We start from the raw sequence: 16,592 nt of genomic DNA on the forward strand, positions 1-16,592 counted from the left end.
TTCCCCCTCACCACAACCAACCGCCGGGACTGAAGACTCATAACTAGCTTCCCACCACCCCGTCCGCCGTCTTACAGAGGCGTCCTCACATCTCAATTAATCCTTAAATAAAAAACGCCGCCCGGATAATTCTCCAGACAGCGTTTCCTGCTGCGGTCAAACAATACTGTTACATATCTTCAACCACTATTTTTCAATTACAGTTCCGGTTTTTCAACCTGAACAATTGCATCCTTGCGCATTGGAATACGACAGTTTTTATTGCTTCCAAATTCCACGATAACCGTGTCATCCGTCATGTCGATGATAACACCGTAAAATCCGCTGGATGTCAGAACGCTGTCGCCTACTGAAACACCTGACATCAGTTCCTGCATCTTTTTCTTTTCTTTCTGCTGTGGTCTGATCGCGATAAAGTACATAAGTCCTATGATAAAGACAAAATAAAGTACCCAGCCCATTGTGCCCATTTTCTTTCCTCCTTTGACCGATCCGCCGCCTCGCCGCGTAATCTTAATTTTTAGTTTGTTCCCGGATGGAGCTCTTAACTGAGTATTCTCAGTTCTGTTCCTCACCGGCCATCATGCCGGCCAGCTTTGCAGCCTTATACTCGGCATAACGGTGATGTTCGATTGCGTCGCGAATCTCTTCCATCATTTTATTATAAAAATATAAATTATGCAATACACATAATCTCATCCCGAGCATTTCTTTTGCCTTGAAGAGATGTCTGATATATGCCCGGCTGTAAGAACGGCATGCCGGACAGCCGCATCCCTCCTCAAGAGGTCTCGGATCCAGCTCATATTTTGAATTGAGCAGGTTCATCTTGCCATGGTTTGTGTATACATGGCTGTGGCGTCCGTTTCTGGTCGGATATACGCAGTCGAAGAAATCCACGCCGCGGTCTACCGCCTCCAGAATATTGGCCGGCGTCCCCACTCCCATCAGGTACGTAGGTTTATTCTCCGGCAGATACGGAACAACCGAATCCAGTATGCGGTACATCTCGTCGTGGGTTTCCCCCACGGCCAGACCGCCCACCGCATAACCGTCCAAATCCATCTCACTGATGGTCTTTGCATGTTCAATACGGATATCGTCGTAAACGGCTCCCTGGTTGATTCCAAAAAGGAGCTGCTCCCGGTTTACCGTGTCGGGCAGGGAGTTGAGACGTTTCATCTCCTCCTTACAGCGGACAAGCCATCTCGTGGTCCTGTCTACCGATGCCTGGACATACTCCCTGGAGGCCACGCTGGAAGGACATTCATCGAATGCCATCGCGATTGTGGAACCCAGGTTGGACTGAATCTGCATGCTCTCTTCCGGCCCCATGAATATCTTCCTGCCGTCGATGTGGGAGTTGAAATAAACGCCCTCCTCCTTAATCTTTCGGAGGCCCGACAGGGAAAATACCTGGAAACCGCCGGAATCGGTCAGAATCGGCCTGTCCCAGTGCATAAACTTGTGAAGGCCGCCAAACTGTTTAATCAGTTTGTCTCCGGTCCTCACATGAAGGTGGTAGGTGTTGGACAACTCTACCTGGGTGCCGATTTCCTTCAAATCGTCGGTCGACACGGCGCCTTTAATGGCGCCGACCGTACCCACATTCATGAAAACCGGTGTCTGGATGGTGCCGTGGGCGGTTTTCATCTCCGCCCTTTTGGCACGTCCGTCTTTATAAAGAATCTTGTATTCCATAAATTATTTCTCTTTCTTTTTCATTGCCGTACGTGCCTCGGCTGCCTTCTTCTCCTTATTCTGGCTGAAGACATACCACAGGGAACCGGTCAGGCAAACGGAAGAGTACGTACCGCAGACAATACCAACCATTAACGGAAGCGCAAACTCACGGATGGAAGAAACGCCCATCAGGAAGAGCACAAATACCATGATGAAGGTGGTAAGGGAAGTATTAATACTTCTTGTCAGCGTCTGGCTGATACTCAGGTTTACAACATCTTCAACCGTCTGTGTGTGCTTTTTCAGCTTCATATTCTCACGGATACGGTCGAAAATAACAATGGTGGCATTGATGGAATAACCCACAATGGTAAGCATACACGCGATAAAGGTCGAGCCTACGGACCACTTGAATACCGCATAGAATGTGATGACTACAAGTACGTCATGCACGAGAGCCAGAACCGCGCTGGCCGCAAACGTGATGTTGCTGAAACGGAACCAGATGTAAAGCAGCATACAGATTGTGGCAATGACTACGGCGATGATGGCATCCTGCTTCATCTCGTTGCTGATGGCGCCGGAAATGCTGTCTGCCGTAATCTTCTCCTGATCTACACCAAAGTTGTCGACCATAGCCTGGTCAAGCGCTTCTCTCTCTTCCACGCTCAGGGTTCTCGTCTTGATGATAACCTCATTCGTACCCGCTACCTTCTGGGTCTGCGTTCCCGCTTCACCTGTAATTTTCTCCACAACCGGGACAACCTCGGACGAAATCTGGTCTAAGGATAAATCCTCATTGAACGTCACGTTGGTGGATGTTCCTCCGCGGAACTCCATGCTGTAATTCAGGATGGAACCTGTGGAAGAGCTGTTTAATCCCATTGCTGCAAATCCCGCCACAATCATAACTGCGGAAATTGCAAAACAGAGTTTTTTGTATTTTAAGAACGGTTTTACCTTGGTGTCCTTCTTGATACCGTAGAATTTTGCATCCTGGAATCCTGCCTCATACAGACAGTTTAAAGTGAATTTTGTCACAAACAGGGCTGTGAACATGGAAAGGACAATACCAATCGCCAGTGTGGCCGCAAATCCTTTTACCGTACCGGAACCTCTCCAGAAAAGAACTGCCGCCGCAATCAGGGTTGTAACGTTACCGTCGATGATAGCGGAAAGGGCTTTTGCAAAACCTGTCTTGATGGCTGATTTTACCGTCTTGCCAAGGCCAATCTCCTCCTTGATACGGGTGAAGATGATAACGTTGGCATCCACGGCCATACCGATGGACAGAATGATACCGGCCACACCAGGAAGGGTGAGCGTCACCTCAAAGGCCGCCAGCAGAACCAGAATCAGTCCTACATACAGGCACAGTGCGATGGAAGCTGCAATTCCGGGTACCAGATATGCAAAAATCATAAATACAACAACAATGGCAAAGCCGATTGCTCCAGCCTTAAGGCTGGTGGAAATGGCCTCCTGGCCCAGTTTTGCACCAACTACGTTGGAACGAAGCTCTTCCAGTTCCAGGGAAAGGGAACCGATACGGATTGTAGCAGCCAGATTCTCAGCTTCCTCATAGCTTCCCATACCGTCGATACGGCACTGTCCGCCTGTGATTGGCTCTTTTACGTTAGGAGCGGAAATAGCCTGTCCGTCATATACGATATAAATTGGTTTTCCAACTCCGTTTGTCGTTGCATCGGCAAATGCCTTTGTGCCTTCCTCATTGAAAGTCAGGGCAACCACATACTCTTTAACGCCGCTGCTGTCATCCATGCCGGCTTTGGCGCTGCTCACCTGTTTTCCGTCCAGGACCTGGTTGAATTCAGAATCCAGGAAAACAAGGGAACCAGGTTTGCCTAATTCCTGCAGAATCGCGTTGGCATCGGAAACACCAGGGATATCTACGTTGATACGGTTGCTGCCTTCCTGATAAACTTCAGCCTCGGTGCTGTAGTTCTGCACCCTCTGCTGCAGCTTATAGATCGTGTCCGCCATATCTTCTGAAGACGGATTTTCCTCTTTTGCCTGGTAGGTAATGCTGACACCGCCGGCCAGATCCAGTCCCAGCTTGATTGATTCCATCGTTGAATATCCAAAATAGCCGAATATACCGACGGCAACAAGCAGGATCAGCAGCCCTAAGAGGCCCTTTCCTTTTTTGTTCTTCATTGCTTTTCTCCTTTTGCTTTTCATCTATGCTTGCTTTTCAGCCGTGTTTCTCAAATTATCTCTTCTTTTATTCTTCCTCGGCCAGAGCCGCTTTAATCATGATTGCGCATTCTATGCGCTTTTTCTGCATCTCGCATCCGATGTCATAGGCATCTGTGATGGAGCCGTGGAAATTAAAAGAGTTGGCCGCACAGCCGCCGCTGCAATAAAATCTGGCGAAGCAGTCCCTGCACTTGTCTTTTGCGTAGACATTGCAAAGCTTGAATTCATCACGGATCGCCGAATTCGTCACTCCCTCGTCCACATTGCCGAGCAGGAATTCTTCATTTCCCACAAACTGATGGCACGGATAGAGATCCCCCCATGGCGTCACTGCCAGGTACTCAGTTCCTGAACCGCAGCCGGAAAGGCGTTTTGCAACGCAGGGACCCTGGTTCAAATCCAGCATAAAGTGGAAAAAGGTAAAGCCCCTTCCCTCTTTCTGGCGCTTGATATATTCTACTGCCAGTTTATCGTACTCTTCCATAATCTGAGGAAGATCTTCCTCCCGGATGGCGTAATCTTCCTCCGGAGGAGCCACAACCGGCTCTATGGACATCTTTTCAAAACCGAGATCTGCAAAATGGAGCACATCTCCCGAAAAATCCAGGTTATTTCTGGTGAACGTTCCCCTGACAAAGTAGTCGCGCTCCGCCCGCTCTTTTGCGAACTTCTGGAATTTCGGAACAATCAGGTCATAACTTCCCTTTCCGTTCCGGAACGGACGCATTCTGTCGTTAACATCCTGTCTTCCGTCCAGGCTCAGAACAACATTGCTCATCTCCCTGTTGCAGAAATCCATAATCTCATCATTTAACAGAACCCCGTTTGTGGTCAGGGTAAAACGGAATTTCTTATTGTAAAGCTCCTCCTGGGAACGGCCGTATTCCACAAGCTGTTTTACAACCTCCCAATTCATCAGAGGCTCGCCGCCGAAGAAATCCACTTCCAGGTTTCTCCTGGAACCAGAATTTGCAATCAGGAAATCGAGCGCCTTCTTTCCCACCTCAAAGCTCATCAGCGCCCTGCGGCCGTGGTATTCTCCCTCTTCCGCAAAGCAGTACTTACAGGCCAGATTGCAGTCGTGGGCAATATGGAGACAAAGCGCTTTTACAACCGTCTGCCTCTTTTTAAAATCCATGACATAGTCTTTATACACATCGGCGGTAAAAAGCTCTTCCCGGTCAATCAGTTCCTGAATGTCGGAAAACGCTTCCCTTATCTCTTCCGTACTGTATTTTTCCTCCAGAATGCCCGTTACTTCCTCTGCCGCAGCCTGAGGCACCGGCGCAGGCTCACTCATGTCCGTGAGCCTCTCTGAGAGAAGTTTAATTGCATCATAAAGAAGCGGATCCACTGAATGGACAGAACCGCTGTTCACGTCTAAAACGATATAAAAACCGTTATTTATATATTGATGAATCACTCGCTTTTCTCCTTATCCAGACATATGTAGGCAGACAATACTAGTGTCTTGTCCCGTCCACGCTTTAACGAAAAGCTCGCTCCGCGAACTTTGCATCGCCTATCAGCCGGACAGCGCTGTCCGGTTGAATGTGAACGAGACAAGACACTTCCCCCAAGTCATGTAGGTGACCGCAGGGGCCGTCTTGCCTGCCTTCCTTGTCAAATCTCTTCTGTTTACCGACGGTGAAAAGCTGGCAAAGCAAACTTTTCATCGTATTCCGAGGAAATTAGCGATTCTGGTTCTCGCAGCTCTGGTTTCCTACAGTACAGGATGTCTTACATGCAGACTGGCAGGATGTCTGGCATTCGCCGCAGCCGCCCTTCTTCATGGTGTTCTTTAAAGTATTTGTGTTTAATGTTTTAACGTGCTTCATTATTCTATATCCTCCTCATTAAAATTACGATATAAATTCTTACAGATTATATCACATGTTACTCACATGTGCAAGCTAAAAGGCCTGATATTACGTGAGAAATCAGGCAGAGAAAGGAAGCTGTGGCACCAATTCCCACCCTGTCCGCATATCCCGCCCCTCTCCCGAATATACATGAAGCAGATGAAAATTTACAAGGAGTCAATATGGGAAAGTCCAGTCTGCGGATCCTTATCCGCACCATTTTTACCACCTACATACTCACCGCTGTTTTTCTGCTGATTCTGGCATTCAGCCTCTATCAGTTTCACTTGAGTGAAAGTCAGGTAAACCTGGGAATCAATGTCATTTACATTGTCGCCTGCTTTATCGGCGGCGTACTGGCCGGGAAGGCTGCCAAAATGAAACGGTTTCTGTGGGGATTCTTCTCCGGCGCCGTTTATTTTCTGGTGCTTCTGGCCGTGTCCTTCGTCATTAACAAAAGCATTGGAAGCAATATGAACGAACTGGCTCTCATTTTTGCCATGTGTGCCGGCAGCGGCACCATCGGCGGGATGATTAGCTGACAGCAAAAACCCCGTATGTTTTCCGCCTCCTCCCGGGCTGAAAACATACGGGGATTATCCTTATTGAGTGGCAATGAAAAGTTCCCGAAGCATGCTTTTCGCTGCTAATGTTTCTCTTCTTTTTTCTCCGCTTCTTCCTCACGCATCGCCGTTACGGCCTCCACCGGATTCAGAATATATACATGGATTTTATCGATCCTGTTTTTCTCCACACTGTCCACTCTCAGACGGACATTGTCTATTACAACGTCCTCTCCCTCCTCGGGCAGGTGATCCAGAAGGCCTATCACCAGACCTCCGATTGAATCGTAATCCTCCGACTGAAGATTCAGCTCCAGATGGTCATTTAAATCCGCCAGCTTTATGGAACCTTCCACCACGTATTCCTTCGGGCTGATCTGGATCAGGGAATTCTCTTCGTCCTCGTCGTACTCATCACGTATCTCCCCGACGATTTCCTCCAGCATATCTTCAAGCGTAATCAGGCCCGCCGTTGCGCCGTATTCATCCAGGACGATGACAATATTGATCATCGCCTTCCTCATCTCAATCATCAACTCCGAAACCTTCTTAAACTCATAGGTATAGAGCGGCTGGCGCAGATAACTCCTCACCGAAAAGTCTTCCCTGTTCTCTGCCAGAAAAATATCCTTGATATTGATGATACCCAGTACATTGTCCGTTGTCTCTTCATAGACGGGGAACCTGGTGTACTTTTCCTCTCGGAACAGATCAATCAGTTCTTCGTAACTGCTGTTCACATCCACAAAACTCATGTCGATACGCGGCACCATCACGTCTTTTGCAACGGCGTCACCGAAATCAAACACATTGTTGATCATCTTTTTCTCTTCCGACTCGATTACGCCCTCCTCATGGCTGACCTGCACGATCGTCCTGAGCTCGTCCTCTGTGATGGACTCGCCTCTTTTATTCGGATCTACCCGGAAGATTTTCAGTACAAAAAAGGAGAGGTGGTTAACAACATAAATCACCGGCGTCAGAATTATCATAATAATATATATAATTTTTGCAAAGCGAAGCGCAATATTCTCTGCGGAAATGGTAGAAATTGTCTTCGGCGTGATTTCACCGAACACAAGAATGAGTAAAGTCAGCACACCTGTCGCAAATCCCACTGCCTCATTACCCCAAACTCTGGTCGCCAGCAGCGTGGACAGGGACGAAGCATAAAGGTTTACGATGTTATTGCCGATCAGAATCGCGCTGAGCATCTTGCCCGGGTTACTGATTACTTTCATGACAAACTCAGCCCTGCCGTCACCGGCATCGGCCAGAGTCCTCATCCGAATCTTGTTCACCGTGGTAAGGGCAGTCTCTGACGATGAGAAAAATGCAGATAAAGCAAGTAAAACAACTAATATAAGCAACTGTATGGCGTCACTTGAATCCAAAAAGATCAACTCCTATTTTTAAGTATTTTATAGCTGATTTTACATTATTTCACAGTGCCTGTCAAGTTGCTGTTTATATTGTTGAGAAAGAGAACGCCGCCGGAATGGTGAGGGGCCTTGGAGCCTGCCCCGACTAAATACCGGCTTGCTAAAAACCGGCCCTCTGTATATAATGGTAATAATTCGGATATTGAACGGATTACTCTCAACACGGAAGGAAAAATCATGAAAGCTACGATTGGTATCGATATCGGCGGTTCTACAACGAAAATCGCCGGATTTTCTGAGGATAAGAAGCTTCTCGGCACGCTCCAGGTTAAGGCCTCGGATCAGATGACATCCATGTATGGCGCTCTCGGCCGGTTTCTGAGGGAACAGAAGCTCTCACTGGGGGATGTGTCTAAAATCGTGCTTACCGGGGTGGGCGCCTCTTTTGTCAATGAAGATATTTATGGGATCCCGACCGTTAAAGCGGTGGAACTGGACGCCATTGCGCGCGGCGGACTGGCTCTCGCGGGGCTGGATGCGGCACTGATCGTCAGTATCGGCACCGGCACTGCCTTTGTAAGGGCGGATAAAACCGAGATCCGACATATCGGCGGCAGCGGAGTGGGCGGAGGCACTCTCTCCGGACTGGCCACTCATTTTCTCCACGAAAGCGACATCTTTGTTCTGTCCTCCATGGCGGAAAAAGGCGATCTGTCTAAGGTGGATCTGATGATGAGCGATATTTTCTGCGGTGATATTGCCTCACTGCCCCCTGAACTGACCGCCGCCAATTTCGGTAAGGTAAAAAATGACGCCAGCGACTGTGACGTCGCTGCCGCCCTGTTTAATCTTGTGTACCAGACCGTCGGTGTCCTGGCCATCTTTGCCCTGACGAACGACACGCTGACCGACATCGTCCTGACCGGCTCTCTTGCCTGTCTGCCGCCGGCCGTAAAGGTATTCGATGTATTTGAGAAGATGAAGGACCTCTATGGCGTCCACTTCATCATACCGCCGAACGCCGCTTTTGCAACCGCCATCGGCGCGGTGATGCTGAACTTTGATGAAAGCTGAGACAGATTAACCATTACCGCCGAGTTCCGGAAATACGGAGCTCGGCAGTTTCTCAATCTCCTGTATTTTCCGCTTTCGCTCCTTTTACGTTCCACGTTCTCTTATGCTCACCGTTATATTATGCCCCGCGTTCTCTTTACACCTCGCGTTCTCTTACACCTTGCGTTCTTTTATTCTGCCTTTTCCTTCACTTTTTCCGGTATATTCTTGTGCTCCGTGCCGGGAAAAAACTCCGACAAGGTCAGAAGGAAGGTCCCAAGGAAGATACAGAGGTCGCCGATATTGAAGACCACCTTTTTAAGCCATCCAAACTGAAAGCTGAAATAATCGACCACATACCCCCGCTTCATCCTGTCAAAAAGATTGCTGAGCGCTCCCGCCGTCACAAATGTAAAGCCCAGTTTATCGATAAAACGGCCTTTCCTTGTCAGAAGCCACAGAAAAACGCCTGTCACGGCCGACGTGAATGCGAGCGGAACATTCTTCACAAGCTCTTTGTTCTGTTTGAGAAGTCCAAAACAGAACCCCTCATTGTGATTCCTGTACAGTCTGATTTTTCCGGAAGTTCCCTCTAAATCCCTGGGATAATCCTCCGCTTTCCCGGCTTCTGTTTTACCCTTTAAAAATAAATCAAGCCCAAACAGTCCGGCCATTAAACCCAGAAAATGCATTTTCGTCCTCCCATTCTTTTTTCTCTATTTTGCCTTTCACTGCTTCTATCGTACCATTTTTTTACTTTCCCGTAAAGATAACAGGCGGTAGTTTCTAAAGCATTAGTTACAGTTCAGCCTTCGGCCAAACTGCAACAAAATGATGCACAGAGACGGTAAAAATCACCGTTTCGCGCCGCATAACTCGGGATTTTCACAAAAAAGCGTGAAAACACCTCGCGGAATACACCGTGGCTGAACTGTTACAAGCATTACAACTAATAATATTTTTCCCGCTCCGGCATATATTAATAAAAACAATTTAAGGAAATTTCACATGCCGTGCACCGAAAATCCTGCCTCCGAATCCATCGCTGATTTCATTCAGCGTTTTTATGTATTCTCTCCTCTTTCCATTCTGGAAGGTGAAGACTTCTGTTTTGATTTTGTCAATAACCAGTTTGTTATCATCTACCGTCCTCTTTCCGAAGTGGAACCGATTTCCACTGAGAAGACAGGATATGACTCCATCCCAAGCCTTTACACCCTGCTGGATTCCACCAATATGGAAAGCGCCGGTATTTTAAAAACCTTTGATCAGCCGCAGCTCGCGTTTAAAGGGCGCGGAACAATGATTGGCATTATTGATACCGGAATCGATTATCAAAATCCGCTTTTTAAAAATCCTGACGGTACTACGAGAATTGTGGGAATCTGGGATCAGACAATAGAAGGGCCCGGAATTGAGGCGGGCGATATCGTAGAAGATATACGCTATGGAACCTCATACACGGAAGAACAGATCAATGAAGCTTTAAGAAGCGAAAATCCGCTTTCAATCGTCCCCTCGGTGGACACTAACGGACACGGCACTTTCATGGCCGCCATAGCCGGCGGTAATGAAGTTCCTGCTGAAAATTTTACAGGAGCAGCCCCCGAATGCAAATTTGCAATCGTAAAACTGAAACCGGCGAAAAAGTATCTCAGGGATTTTTACATGATTACCGAGGATGCAATCGCCTTCCAGGAAAACGACATTATGCTCGGAATTAAATACCTGAGGATTATAGCCAGAACTTACCAGCTTCCAATTACTACGGTCCTGGGGCTGGGCACCAACACGGGGAGCCACAGCGGCACCTCCCCGCTTGCCCGCTATCTGAACGACACCAGCAATAACGTGGGACAGATCAGCGTGGTGGCAGGAGGCAATGAGACCGGTCTGGGCCATCATTTTCTCGGCCATATCTCCTCTGAAGAAGAATTTGAGGAAGTGGAACTGAGAGTCGGCGCCAATGAACCAGGATTTACAATGGAACTGTGGGCCAGGGAATCCGAACTGTACTCTATTTCCTTCATCTCTCCAACCGGAGAGCAGATCCCGAGGGTTCCGAATACTTCGCCCGTAGAACACCGGCTCACCTTTCTACTGGAAGATACGGTAATCTACTTAAGTTACAGCGGAGCGGAGAGCGCAACCGGCAGCCAGCTCATCCTGATGCGTTTTCAGGCTCCCACACCGGGAATTTGGAAAATCAGGGTCCACAATGCCCTGGTTATCCAGGGAGAATACCACATCTGGCTTCCGGCCGCAGGCCTTATCTCGGATAATACCTTTTTCCTGCGCCCAGATCCCAACACGATTATCACAGAGCCCGGAAATTCGGCCGTCGTCATCACCACAGCCGCCTATAACCACCGCAACAACAGCATCTACATTCATTCCAGCAGGGGTTATACCCGTAACGGCGCAATCAAACCCGATCTGGCCGCTCCGGGAGTCAATGTCAATGTCCCCGGCAACCTGACGGCAACCGGCACTTCCGTCGCAGCGGCACATATGGCCGGTGCGGCGGCCAATATTCTCTCATGGGCCATCACGGGCAATAATGATCTCACAATTAACACTACATCGGCCAAATCCATGCTGATCCGCGGCGCCCGCCGGAATCCCAATTTCATTTATCCGAACAGGGAATGGGGCTACGGGATGCTGGATCTCTATAATTCATTCCTGCAGATGAGGCTGTAGCTGCATCGCAGTTCGGCCTTACGGCCGGACTGTAATGCAGCCAAACCTTTAACCTCTCATTTCAATCATAGGCCCGCCGCTCTTTTCCAGATAAGCTCTCGTTATGACAACTGAGCCGATATTGGAATCCTTCGGTATTTCATACATGATGTCGAGCATAAATTCCTCGATAATCGCTCTGAGTGCGCGGGCTCCCGTTTCCTTCTTGAGCGCTTCCTCCGCAATCCACTCCAGCGCATCCTCCTCAAATACAAGCTTTACCTCATCCAGTTCCAGAAGTTTAATGTACTGCTTAAGGATTGCATTCTTCGGCTCTTTCAGTACTTGAACCATCAGTTCCTTCGTGAGCGCCTGAAGCGTCACCACGATAGGAAGACGGCCGAGAAACTCGGGAATCATGCCGAACGCGCGCAGATCTTCCGTCGTTACCTTAGAAAGAATATTCGGATCCGACTCATATTTGTCGCGGAGCTCTCCCATAAATCCCATCGTCGTGGATTTTGTCAGACGTTCCTTAATAATTCCTTCCAAATCCGGGAACGCTCCGCCGCAGATAAACAGGATATTGTTCGTATCGACCGTCGTCATCGGAGTGAGGGCATTCTTCTGGTTCGAGCCTACCGGCACCTCCACCTGGCTTCCCTCCAGGAGTTTTAACAGCTCCTGCTGTACAGATTCTCCGCTGACATCACGGTTTGTAATATTCTTCTTTTTTGCTATCTTGTCGATCTCATCAATAAAGATAATGCCATGCTCCGCTTTCTCTACATCGTTATCCGCCGCAGAGAGAAGCTTGGAAACCACGCTTTCGATATCGTCGCCTATATAACCTGCCTCCGTTAGTGATGTGGCGTCGGCAATGGCCAGAGGCACATCCAGAAGACGGGCCAGCGTCTTTACCAGGTATGTCTTTCCGCTTCCGGTAGGTCCCAGCATCAGGATATTGGACTTCTCAATCAGAACATCCTTTTCTTCCCCATCCTCTTTCGGTGTGCCATTCTGCAGGAGAACGCGCTTGTAATGGTTGTAAACGGCCACAGAAATTACTTTTTTTGCTTTTTCCTGGCCTATCACGTACTCATCGAGACGTGATTTAATCACATGGGGAGCCGGAATATCGCGGATGCTGAAATCCGCTTTCTGCTTTTCTTCCTCTTTTTTCTTCTTCACCTTATTCTTTTTGGGAATCTCCATATTAAGGCCGTCCATATTCGGAAGATCGTTGAGGTTCATGTTCATGTACGGCATATTCTGCAGTTTGCTGAAATCAAATCCGCTCTGTGTTACGGAATCAAATGCCTTCTGCATGCAGTCATGGCAAAAATTCATACCGCCCGGCATTGTAATCATGGTTCCCGCCTTGCTCTCGGGCCTGCGGCACACATAACAGATTTTTTCATAGTCGTCGTCACTGTCGGAATGGTTTTCTTTATCCGCAGCCTTCTCCCGGATCATACCGTCTTCCGCATCCTTAGCCGGATTGTTATCCTGATCCGTGGACATGCTCTCTTCCAATTTATCTTTTTCTCTGTCTTCCAACGTCTGTTTCCTCCTGTTTGTAAATGCACTATTCGTTTCTCTATCTTTACAGTTCCCTGATTTCAACTATTTCCTGGAGCGTTTCAAATTCCCCGTAAACCAGCGCCCTGTCCTCATACTCTGCTTCCCCCATCTGGTTGTCGTACGGGTCGCTTCCGTGCCATCTCATCGGCGGCGTAAACTGCCAGCCAAACTCTGAATTCATTGGAATCCTGAACGGATCCAGGTTCCCAAAATAGAATTCCCTTCTCTCTTCTTTGCCGTCGCGGTATGCGCCTCCTCCAAACGAGCAGTCTGCATAAAGCCAGCCGTAGGGTTCAATATAAAACTGTGCCCAGTCATGACAGCCAATATCCCGCGGACTGGCGTAAAGACCTGCCTGCCATCTGGCCGGAATACCTGCAATCCTGCAAAGAGTAATGAACAGAAGGGCCTGGATTCCGCAGTCCCCTTTCTGTCCCGACGCCGCATATCCCGGGATGTCGGTTATGGTAAAATAAGAACGGACAAAGGAATACCCCACATGCGAAGTAATGTAATCGTAGATGAGTTTGGCTTTGCGGAGCGGGTCTGTTTCCTCCCCTGTGATCTCACCGGCCAGGCTCTTAAGAAACGGTGTAAACCGGATCTGCGGGAGCTGTTCCCCCATCCAGTCTTTCAGCCTGCTTCCGTCGGGAAGAGTCTTCTCCCCGTCTGCCTCCCCGCCTTCGGCGCATGGTTCATCCAGGGCAGTATAGGGCGTATGATTCTCGAATTCATATTCGATGGAAAAACAGTTGTCATTCCCGGCCTCCGCCTCAAAACAGACCGTCCTCTGGGGCCAGAGCGGCGGCGCGGTGCAGAGCGGTTCCATCGATGTGTAAAGAAGCCGGAAATTCCTCACCTGGGAATATTCAAGCGGTATCGGCAGGTAGACTCTTACCTTTTTCCCCTGCTCCACAGCATCTTGCCTGATCTTCATCGTGGTCTTGATATGAAAATAGTAAGCAAGGCCTCCCGATTCTTTCATCTTCTTAACCGTTTTGTCCCTGAGAATCCCTTCCTGTATCCCATCCTCCAAAAGTGACTTGTCATAGACGCGCTCCCTGATATCTGCCCTTGTCTTTACGAGATTGTCAAAGAAATCATCCTTAATTCTTCTCTCTCCCTCGATAAACAGCCAGTCAACGGCATTATCGTCGATAAGTTTTTCCAGTTCCTCCGCAGTAAATTCCCCTACTTTTTCCGCGGCAAGCTCCATGGCCTGCTCTGTCGTATATGGGTACTGCAGGGGGAGCCGGCTTATGATTTCACGTTCCAGCCTGAGTCTTTCCTTCATCATCTCCGGCAAATCCTTTTTTAGACGTGCTTCGATCAGACGGAGCGCTCTGTTAAAATCTCCGTGCCATTTCAGTTTCTCTATATCCTCCGGCAGCGGCGCAGTTAGCGCAGCCAGATTTTTTGCTCTGTTTTCTTCCATCATAATACGTTCCTCCATCCTCCGGCAGCTACCGCAGTTAAAGTATCTGCCCTGCTTCCCAGTATACAATATTTGCCCTGAAAAGTCATTGGAAAGTTTTGTTGCAGGGGGGTCGCCGCTCAGCCGCTCCCGTTCCCCGCCGGACAGTAAGAACTTTCGAAACACCGGCGCGGCAGAAGAAGCGGTTACGCACACAAAAGGCCGCTGTGCCTGGAAGGCAAAATGTTTTATTCACTTTCTGCCTGTTCCATTCACAGCGGCCCCGCTGTTCTTCCGGTATATCTGTCCTTCCTGTATCTCGTTTCTTCCGGTGTATATTTAATTGTTATGGTTCACAGTACCTTGTCTGCCCGCAGAACGTGAAGCCTTACGTCTAATTCTGCTGTACTTCCTGTTTCTGGCTGTCTTTTTTGAACCCCAGTGTAATCTGTACCTGCCGTTCAACATAGGCTCCGTTTTCCAGGCTCTGTACTGTCAGGGTTACATTGGAACCGCCCTTATAGTAGGTCAGCATCTTCTGAAGCTCATCTCCCGTCTTGACCGTCTCACCGTCAAATTTTGTGATGATGTCACGCTCGCGCAGATCGGAACTTGCCGCAGCTCCGCCTTCCACAATCTTATACACATAGATTCCTTCCGGCATTCCATAGGCCTGTGCCATTCTGCTGTCGATATTCTGAAGCTGGATTCCCAGGTATCCCTGCTGATCCTCATCCACGGTGATTTTCGTCGTTTTTGTCATCAGGTCGTCAATGATATCCTTGGCAAAAGAAATCGGGATGGCATAACCGATGCCCTCAACATCCGTATCCGCATATTTGGCGGCGTTGATGCCAATCACTTCGCCCTGCATGTTAAGGAGCGCTCCGCCGCTGTTGCCGGGGTTGATAGCTGCATCCACCTGGAGAAGCGTCCTGTCCACTCCGCCGATGGTCACTTCTTTATTCAGTGCGCTCACATAACCAACCGTCACGGACTGGCCCTGGCCGAGTGCATTACCGATGGCAACAACTCCCTGACCCAGTTTCAGTGTATCGGAATCACCCAGTGTGGCCGGCTGAATTTTGCCCCTTGTCTCCTCCGGGATATCGGAAAGGTTGACTGCAATTACCGCCAAATCCGAATCGGAGTCCGTGCCCTTGACCGCTGCTTTCACCGTTGTATTGTCGATAAATGTGACGGAAAGCTCCTCCGAACCTTCCACCACGTGATTGTTCGTCACGATCAGAAGCTCCGAATCATTCTGTCCTGCAATAATACCGGAGCCGCTGCTCGGCACCTCGTAGGATTGTTTTCCAAAAAACCAGTCTTCCTGTGTGTAGATCATCTTATTATTAATGGCTACTACGGACGGCATTGCCTTGTCAACAATTGCCGACACGTCATTGCCCGTGGACACAGGCACTGCCGCCATGGTCGGCTGTTCCGCCGCTGCCTGAGTCGAAAGCGCGGCAGCCTCGCTGCTCTGTACCGTCTCCTGTGTCATCCGCTCGGTCAGGATATTCACGCCCGCCATCGTCCCTCCGGCCACACATCCGAAAAGGATTCCCGCGGCTGCAATCCCTGCAAACCGCTTTGCCATATGGCCGCCTCTTCTGCGGCCGCGGTTCGGTTCCTGCGGAATATAGCTTCTGTCCGGCTTTCTATCCTGACCTGCGCCGTCTCTTCTGTCCGCGCCATCGGCATTTTCCGTGTATCTCCTATCAGGGCCTCCGGCGTTTCCAGAATACCTTCCATCAGGTCCTCCGGCATTTCCCGTATATCTGGAATCGTGGTAGCCTCCGTAACCATTCTCCGGCCTCCTGGAAGAATTACTGTCGGCATAAGCTCCTTCCGTATAATTTAAATCATTATCAGGATTGTGATCCGGACCCAGGCCGCTGCCCTGGCGATTGTCATGTTCATTTTCATTATACATAATCATGTCTCCTCTCTGTTTTCTATTTTTCTATCGTTTTTTCTGTATTTATCTCTTTACAAGGCTTAGTCTATCAGCTATTTGTGATGGAACTGTGAAGAAAATATCACCAAATTATGTTTTATAAAATTTTTATTATTATTCAGCATTCTGTGGGGATTTAATTGAGATGCGAGGACGCCTCTGTAAGACGGCGGACGGGGTGGTGGG

The 16,592-nt window shown here is 49.0% G+C and carries 13 protein-coding genes; 3 read left to right on the forward strand and 10 right to left on the reverse strand.

Features of this window, described 5'->3' with window-relative positions; all coding sequences use genetic code 11:
* Nucleotides 1–197: 197 nt before the first annotated feature.
* The 5 genes from yajC to scfA form a co-directional block, all read right to left on the reverse strand.
* Nucleotides 198–470, reverse strand: a complete 273-nt coding sequence (gene yajC, locus QZT18_RS21285) for a preprotein translocase subunit YajC (protein ID WP_294151284.1) — start codon at nt 468–470, stop codon at nt 198–200.
* An 88-nt stretch (nt 471–558) separates the two neighbouring features.
* Entirely contained in the window at nt 559–1,701 is a 1,143-nt protein-coding gene (gene tgt / locus QZT18_RS21290; protein ID WP_227030279.1) for a tRNA guanosine(34) transglycosylase Tgt, read from the reverse strand.
* Between the two features lie 3 nt (nt 1,702–1,704).
* Nucleotides 1,705–3,861, reverse strand: coding sequence for a protein translocase subunit SecD (gene secD, locus QZT18_RS21295; RefSeq protein WP_294151287.1), 2,157 nt, complete (start codon nt 3,859–3,861; stop codon nt 1,705–1,707).
* Between the two features lie 67 nt (nt 3,862–3,928).
* Nucleotides 3,929–5,326 carry a thioether cross-link-forming SCIFF peptide maturase gene (scfB, locus tag QZT18_RS21300; RefSeq protein WP_294151289.1) on the reverse strand — a complete coding sequence of 466 codons (1,398 nt, stop codon included), beginning with the start codon at nt 5,324–5,326 and terminating at the stop codon, nt 3,929–3,931.
* A gap of 268 nt (nt 5,327–5,594) precedes the next feature.
* Nucleotides 5,595–5,741 (reverse strand): six-cysteine ranthipeptide SCIFF, encoded by a 147-nt coding sequence (gene scfA / locus QZT18_RS21305; protein ID WP_125143173.1) that lies wholly within the window; start codon nt 5,739–5,741, stop codon nt 5,595–5,597.
* A gap of 206 nt (nt 5,742–5,947) precedes the next feature.
* Between scfA and QZT18_RS21310 the strand changes: the two genes are divergently transcribed.
* Entirely contained in the window at nt 5,948–6,307 is a 360-nt protein-coding gene (locus tag QZT18_RS21310) for a TIGR04086 family membrane protein (RefSeq protein WP_227030282.1), read from the forward strand.
* Nucleotides 6,308–6,411: 104 nt separating this feature from the next.
* On the opposite strand, the gene QZT18_RS21315 is transcribed toward QZT18_RS21310, so the two are convergent.
* A complete protein-coding gene (locus QZT18_RS21315) occupies nt 6,412–7,722 on the reverse strand; it encodes an HlyC/CorC family transporter (protein WP_294151295.1) in 1,311 nt (436 codons plus the stop codon).
* 225 nt (nt 7,723–7,947) lie between these two features.
* On the opposite strand from QZT18_RS21315, the gene QZT18_RS21320 reads away from it, so the two are divergent.
* A complete protein-coding gene (locus tag QZT18_RS21320) occupies nt 7,948–8,784 on the forward strand; it encodes a BadF/BadG/BcrA/BcrD ATPase family protein (RefSeq protein WP_294151297.1) in 837 nt (278 codons plus the stop codon).
* Between the two features lie 170 nt (nt 8,785–8,954).
* Here the strand turns inward: QZT18_RS21320 and lspA are convergent, their stop codons facing one another.
* Nucleotides 8,955–9,455 (reverse strand): signal peptidase II, encoded by a 501-nt coding sequence (gene lspA, locus QZT18_RS21325; RefSeq protein WP_294151299.1) that lies wholly within the window; start codon nt 9,453–9,455, stop codon nt 8,955–8,957.
* A gap of 316 nt (nt 9,456–9,771) precedes the next feature.
* Here lspA and QZT18_RS21330 point away from each other — a divergent pair, with 316 nt between their 5' ends.
* On the forward strand, nt 9,772–11,466 hold the full coding sequence (locus tag QZT18_RS21330) for a S8 family peptidase (RefSeq protein WP_294151301.1): 1,695 nt from the start codon (nt 9,772–9,774) through the stop codon (nt 11,464–11,466).
* A 48-nt stretch (nt 11,467–11,514) separates the two neighbouring features.
* Here the strand turns inward: QZT18_RS21330 and clpX are convergent, their stop codons facing one another.
* The 3 genes from clpX to QZT18_RS21345 all read right to left on the reverse strand — a co-directional run bounded on the left by clpX (nt 11,515) and on the right by QZT18_RS21345 (nt 16,382).
* Nucleotides 11,515–12,921, reverse strand: coding sequence for an ATP-dependent Clp protease ATP-binding subunit ClpX (gene clpX / locus QZT18_RS21335; RefSeq protein WP_294151307.1), 1,407 nt, complete (start codon nt 12,919–12,921; stop codon nt 11,515–11,517).
* A gap of 130 nt (nt 12,922–13,051) precedes the next feature.
* Nucleotides 13,052–14,467: a transglutaminase-like domain-containing protein gene (locus QZT18_RS21340; RefSeq protein WP_294151303.1), complete on the reverse strand. Its 1,416-nt coding sequence runs from the start codon at nt 14,465–14,467 to the stop codon at nt 13,052–13,054.
* 370 nt (nt 14,468–14,837) lie between these two features.
* Nucleotides 14,838–16,382 (reverse strand): S1C family serine protease, encoded by a 1,545-nt coding sequence (locus QZT18_RS21345; protein ID WP_294151305.1) that lies wholly within the window; start codon nt 16,380–16,382, stop codon nt 14,838–14,840.
* Between the last annotated feature and the right edge of the window lie 210 nt (nt 16,383–16,592).

The organism is uncultured Clostridium sp. (assembly GCF_900547735.1).
Lineage (GTDB): Bacteria > Bacillota > Clostridia > Lachnospirales > Lachnospiraceae > Otoolea.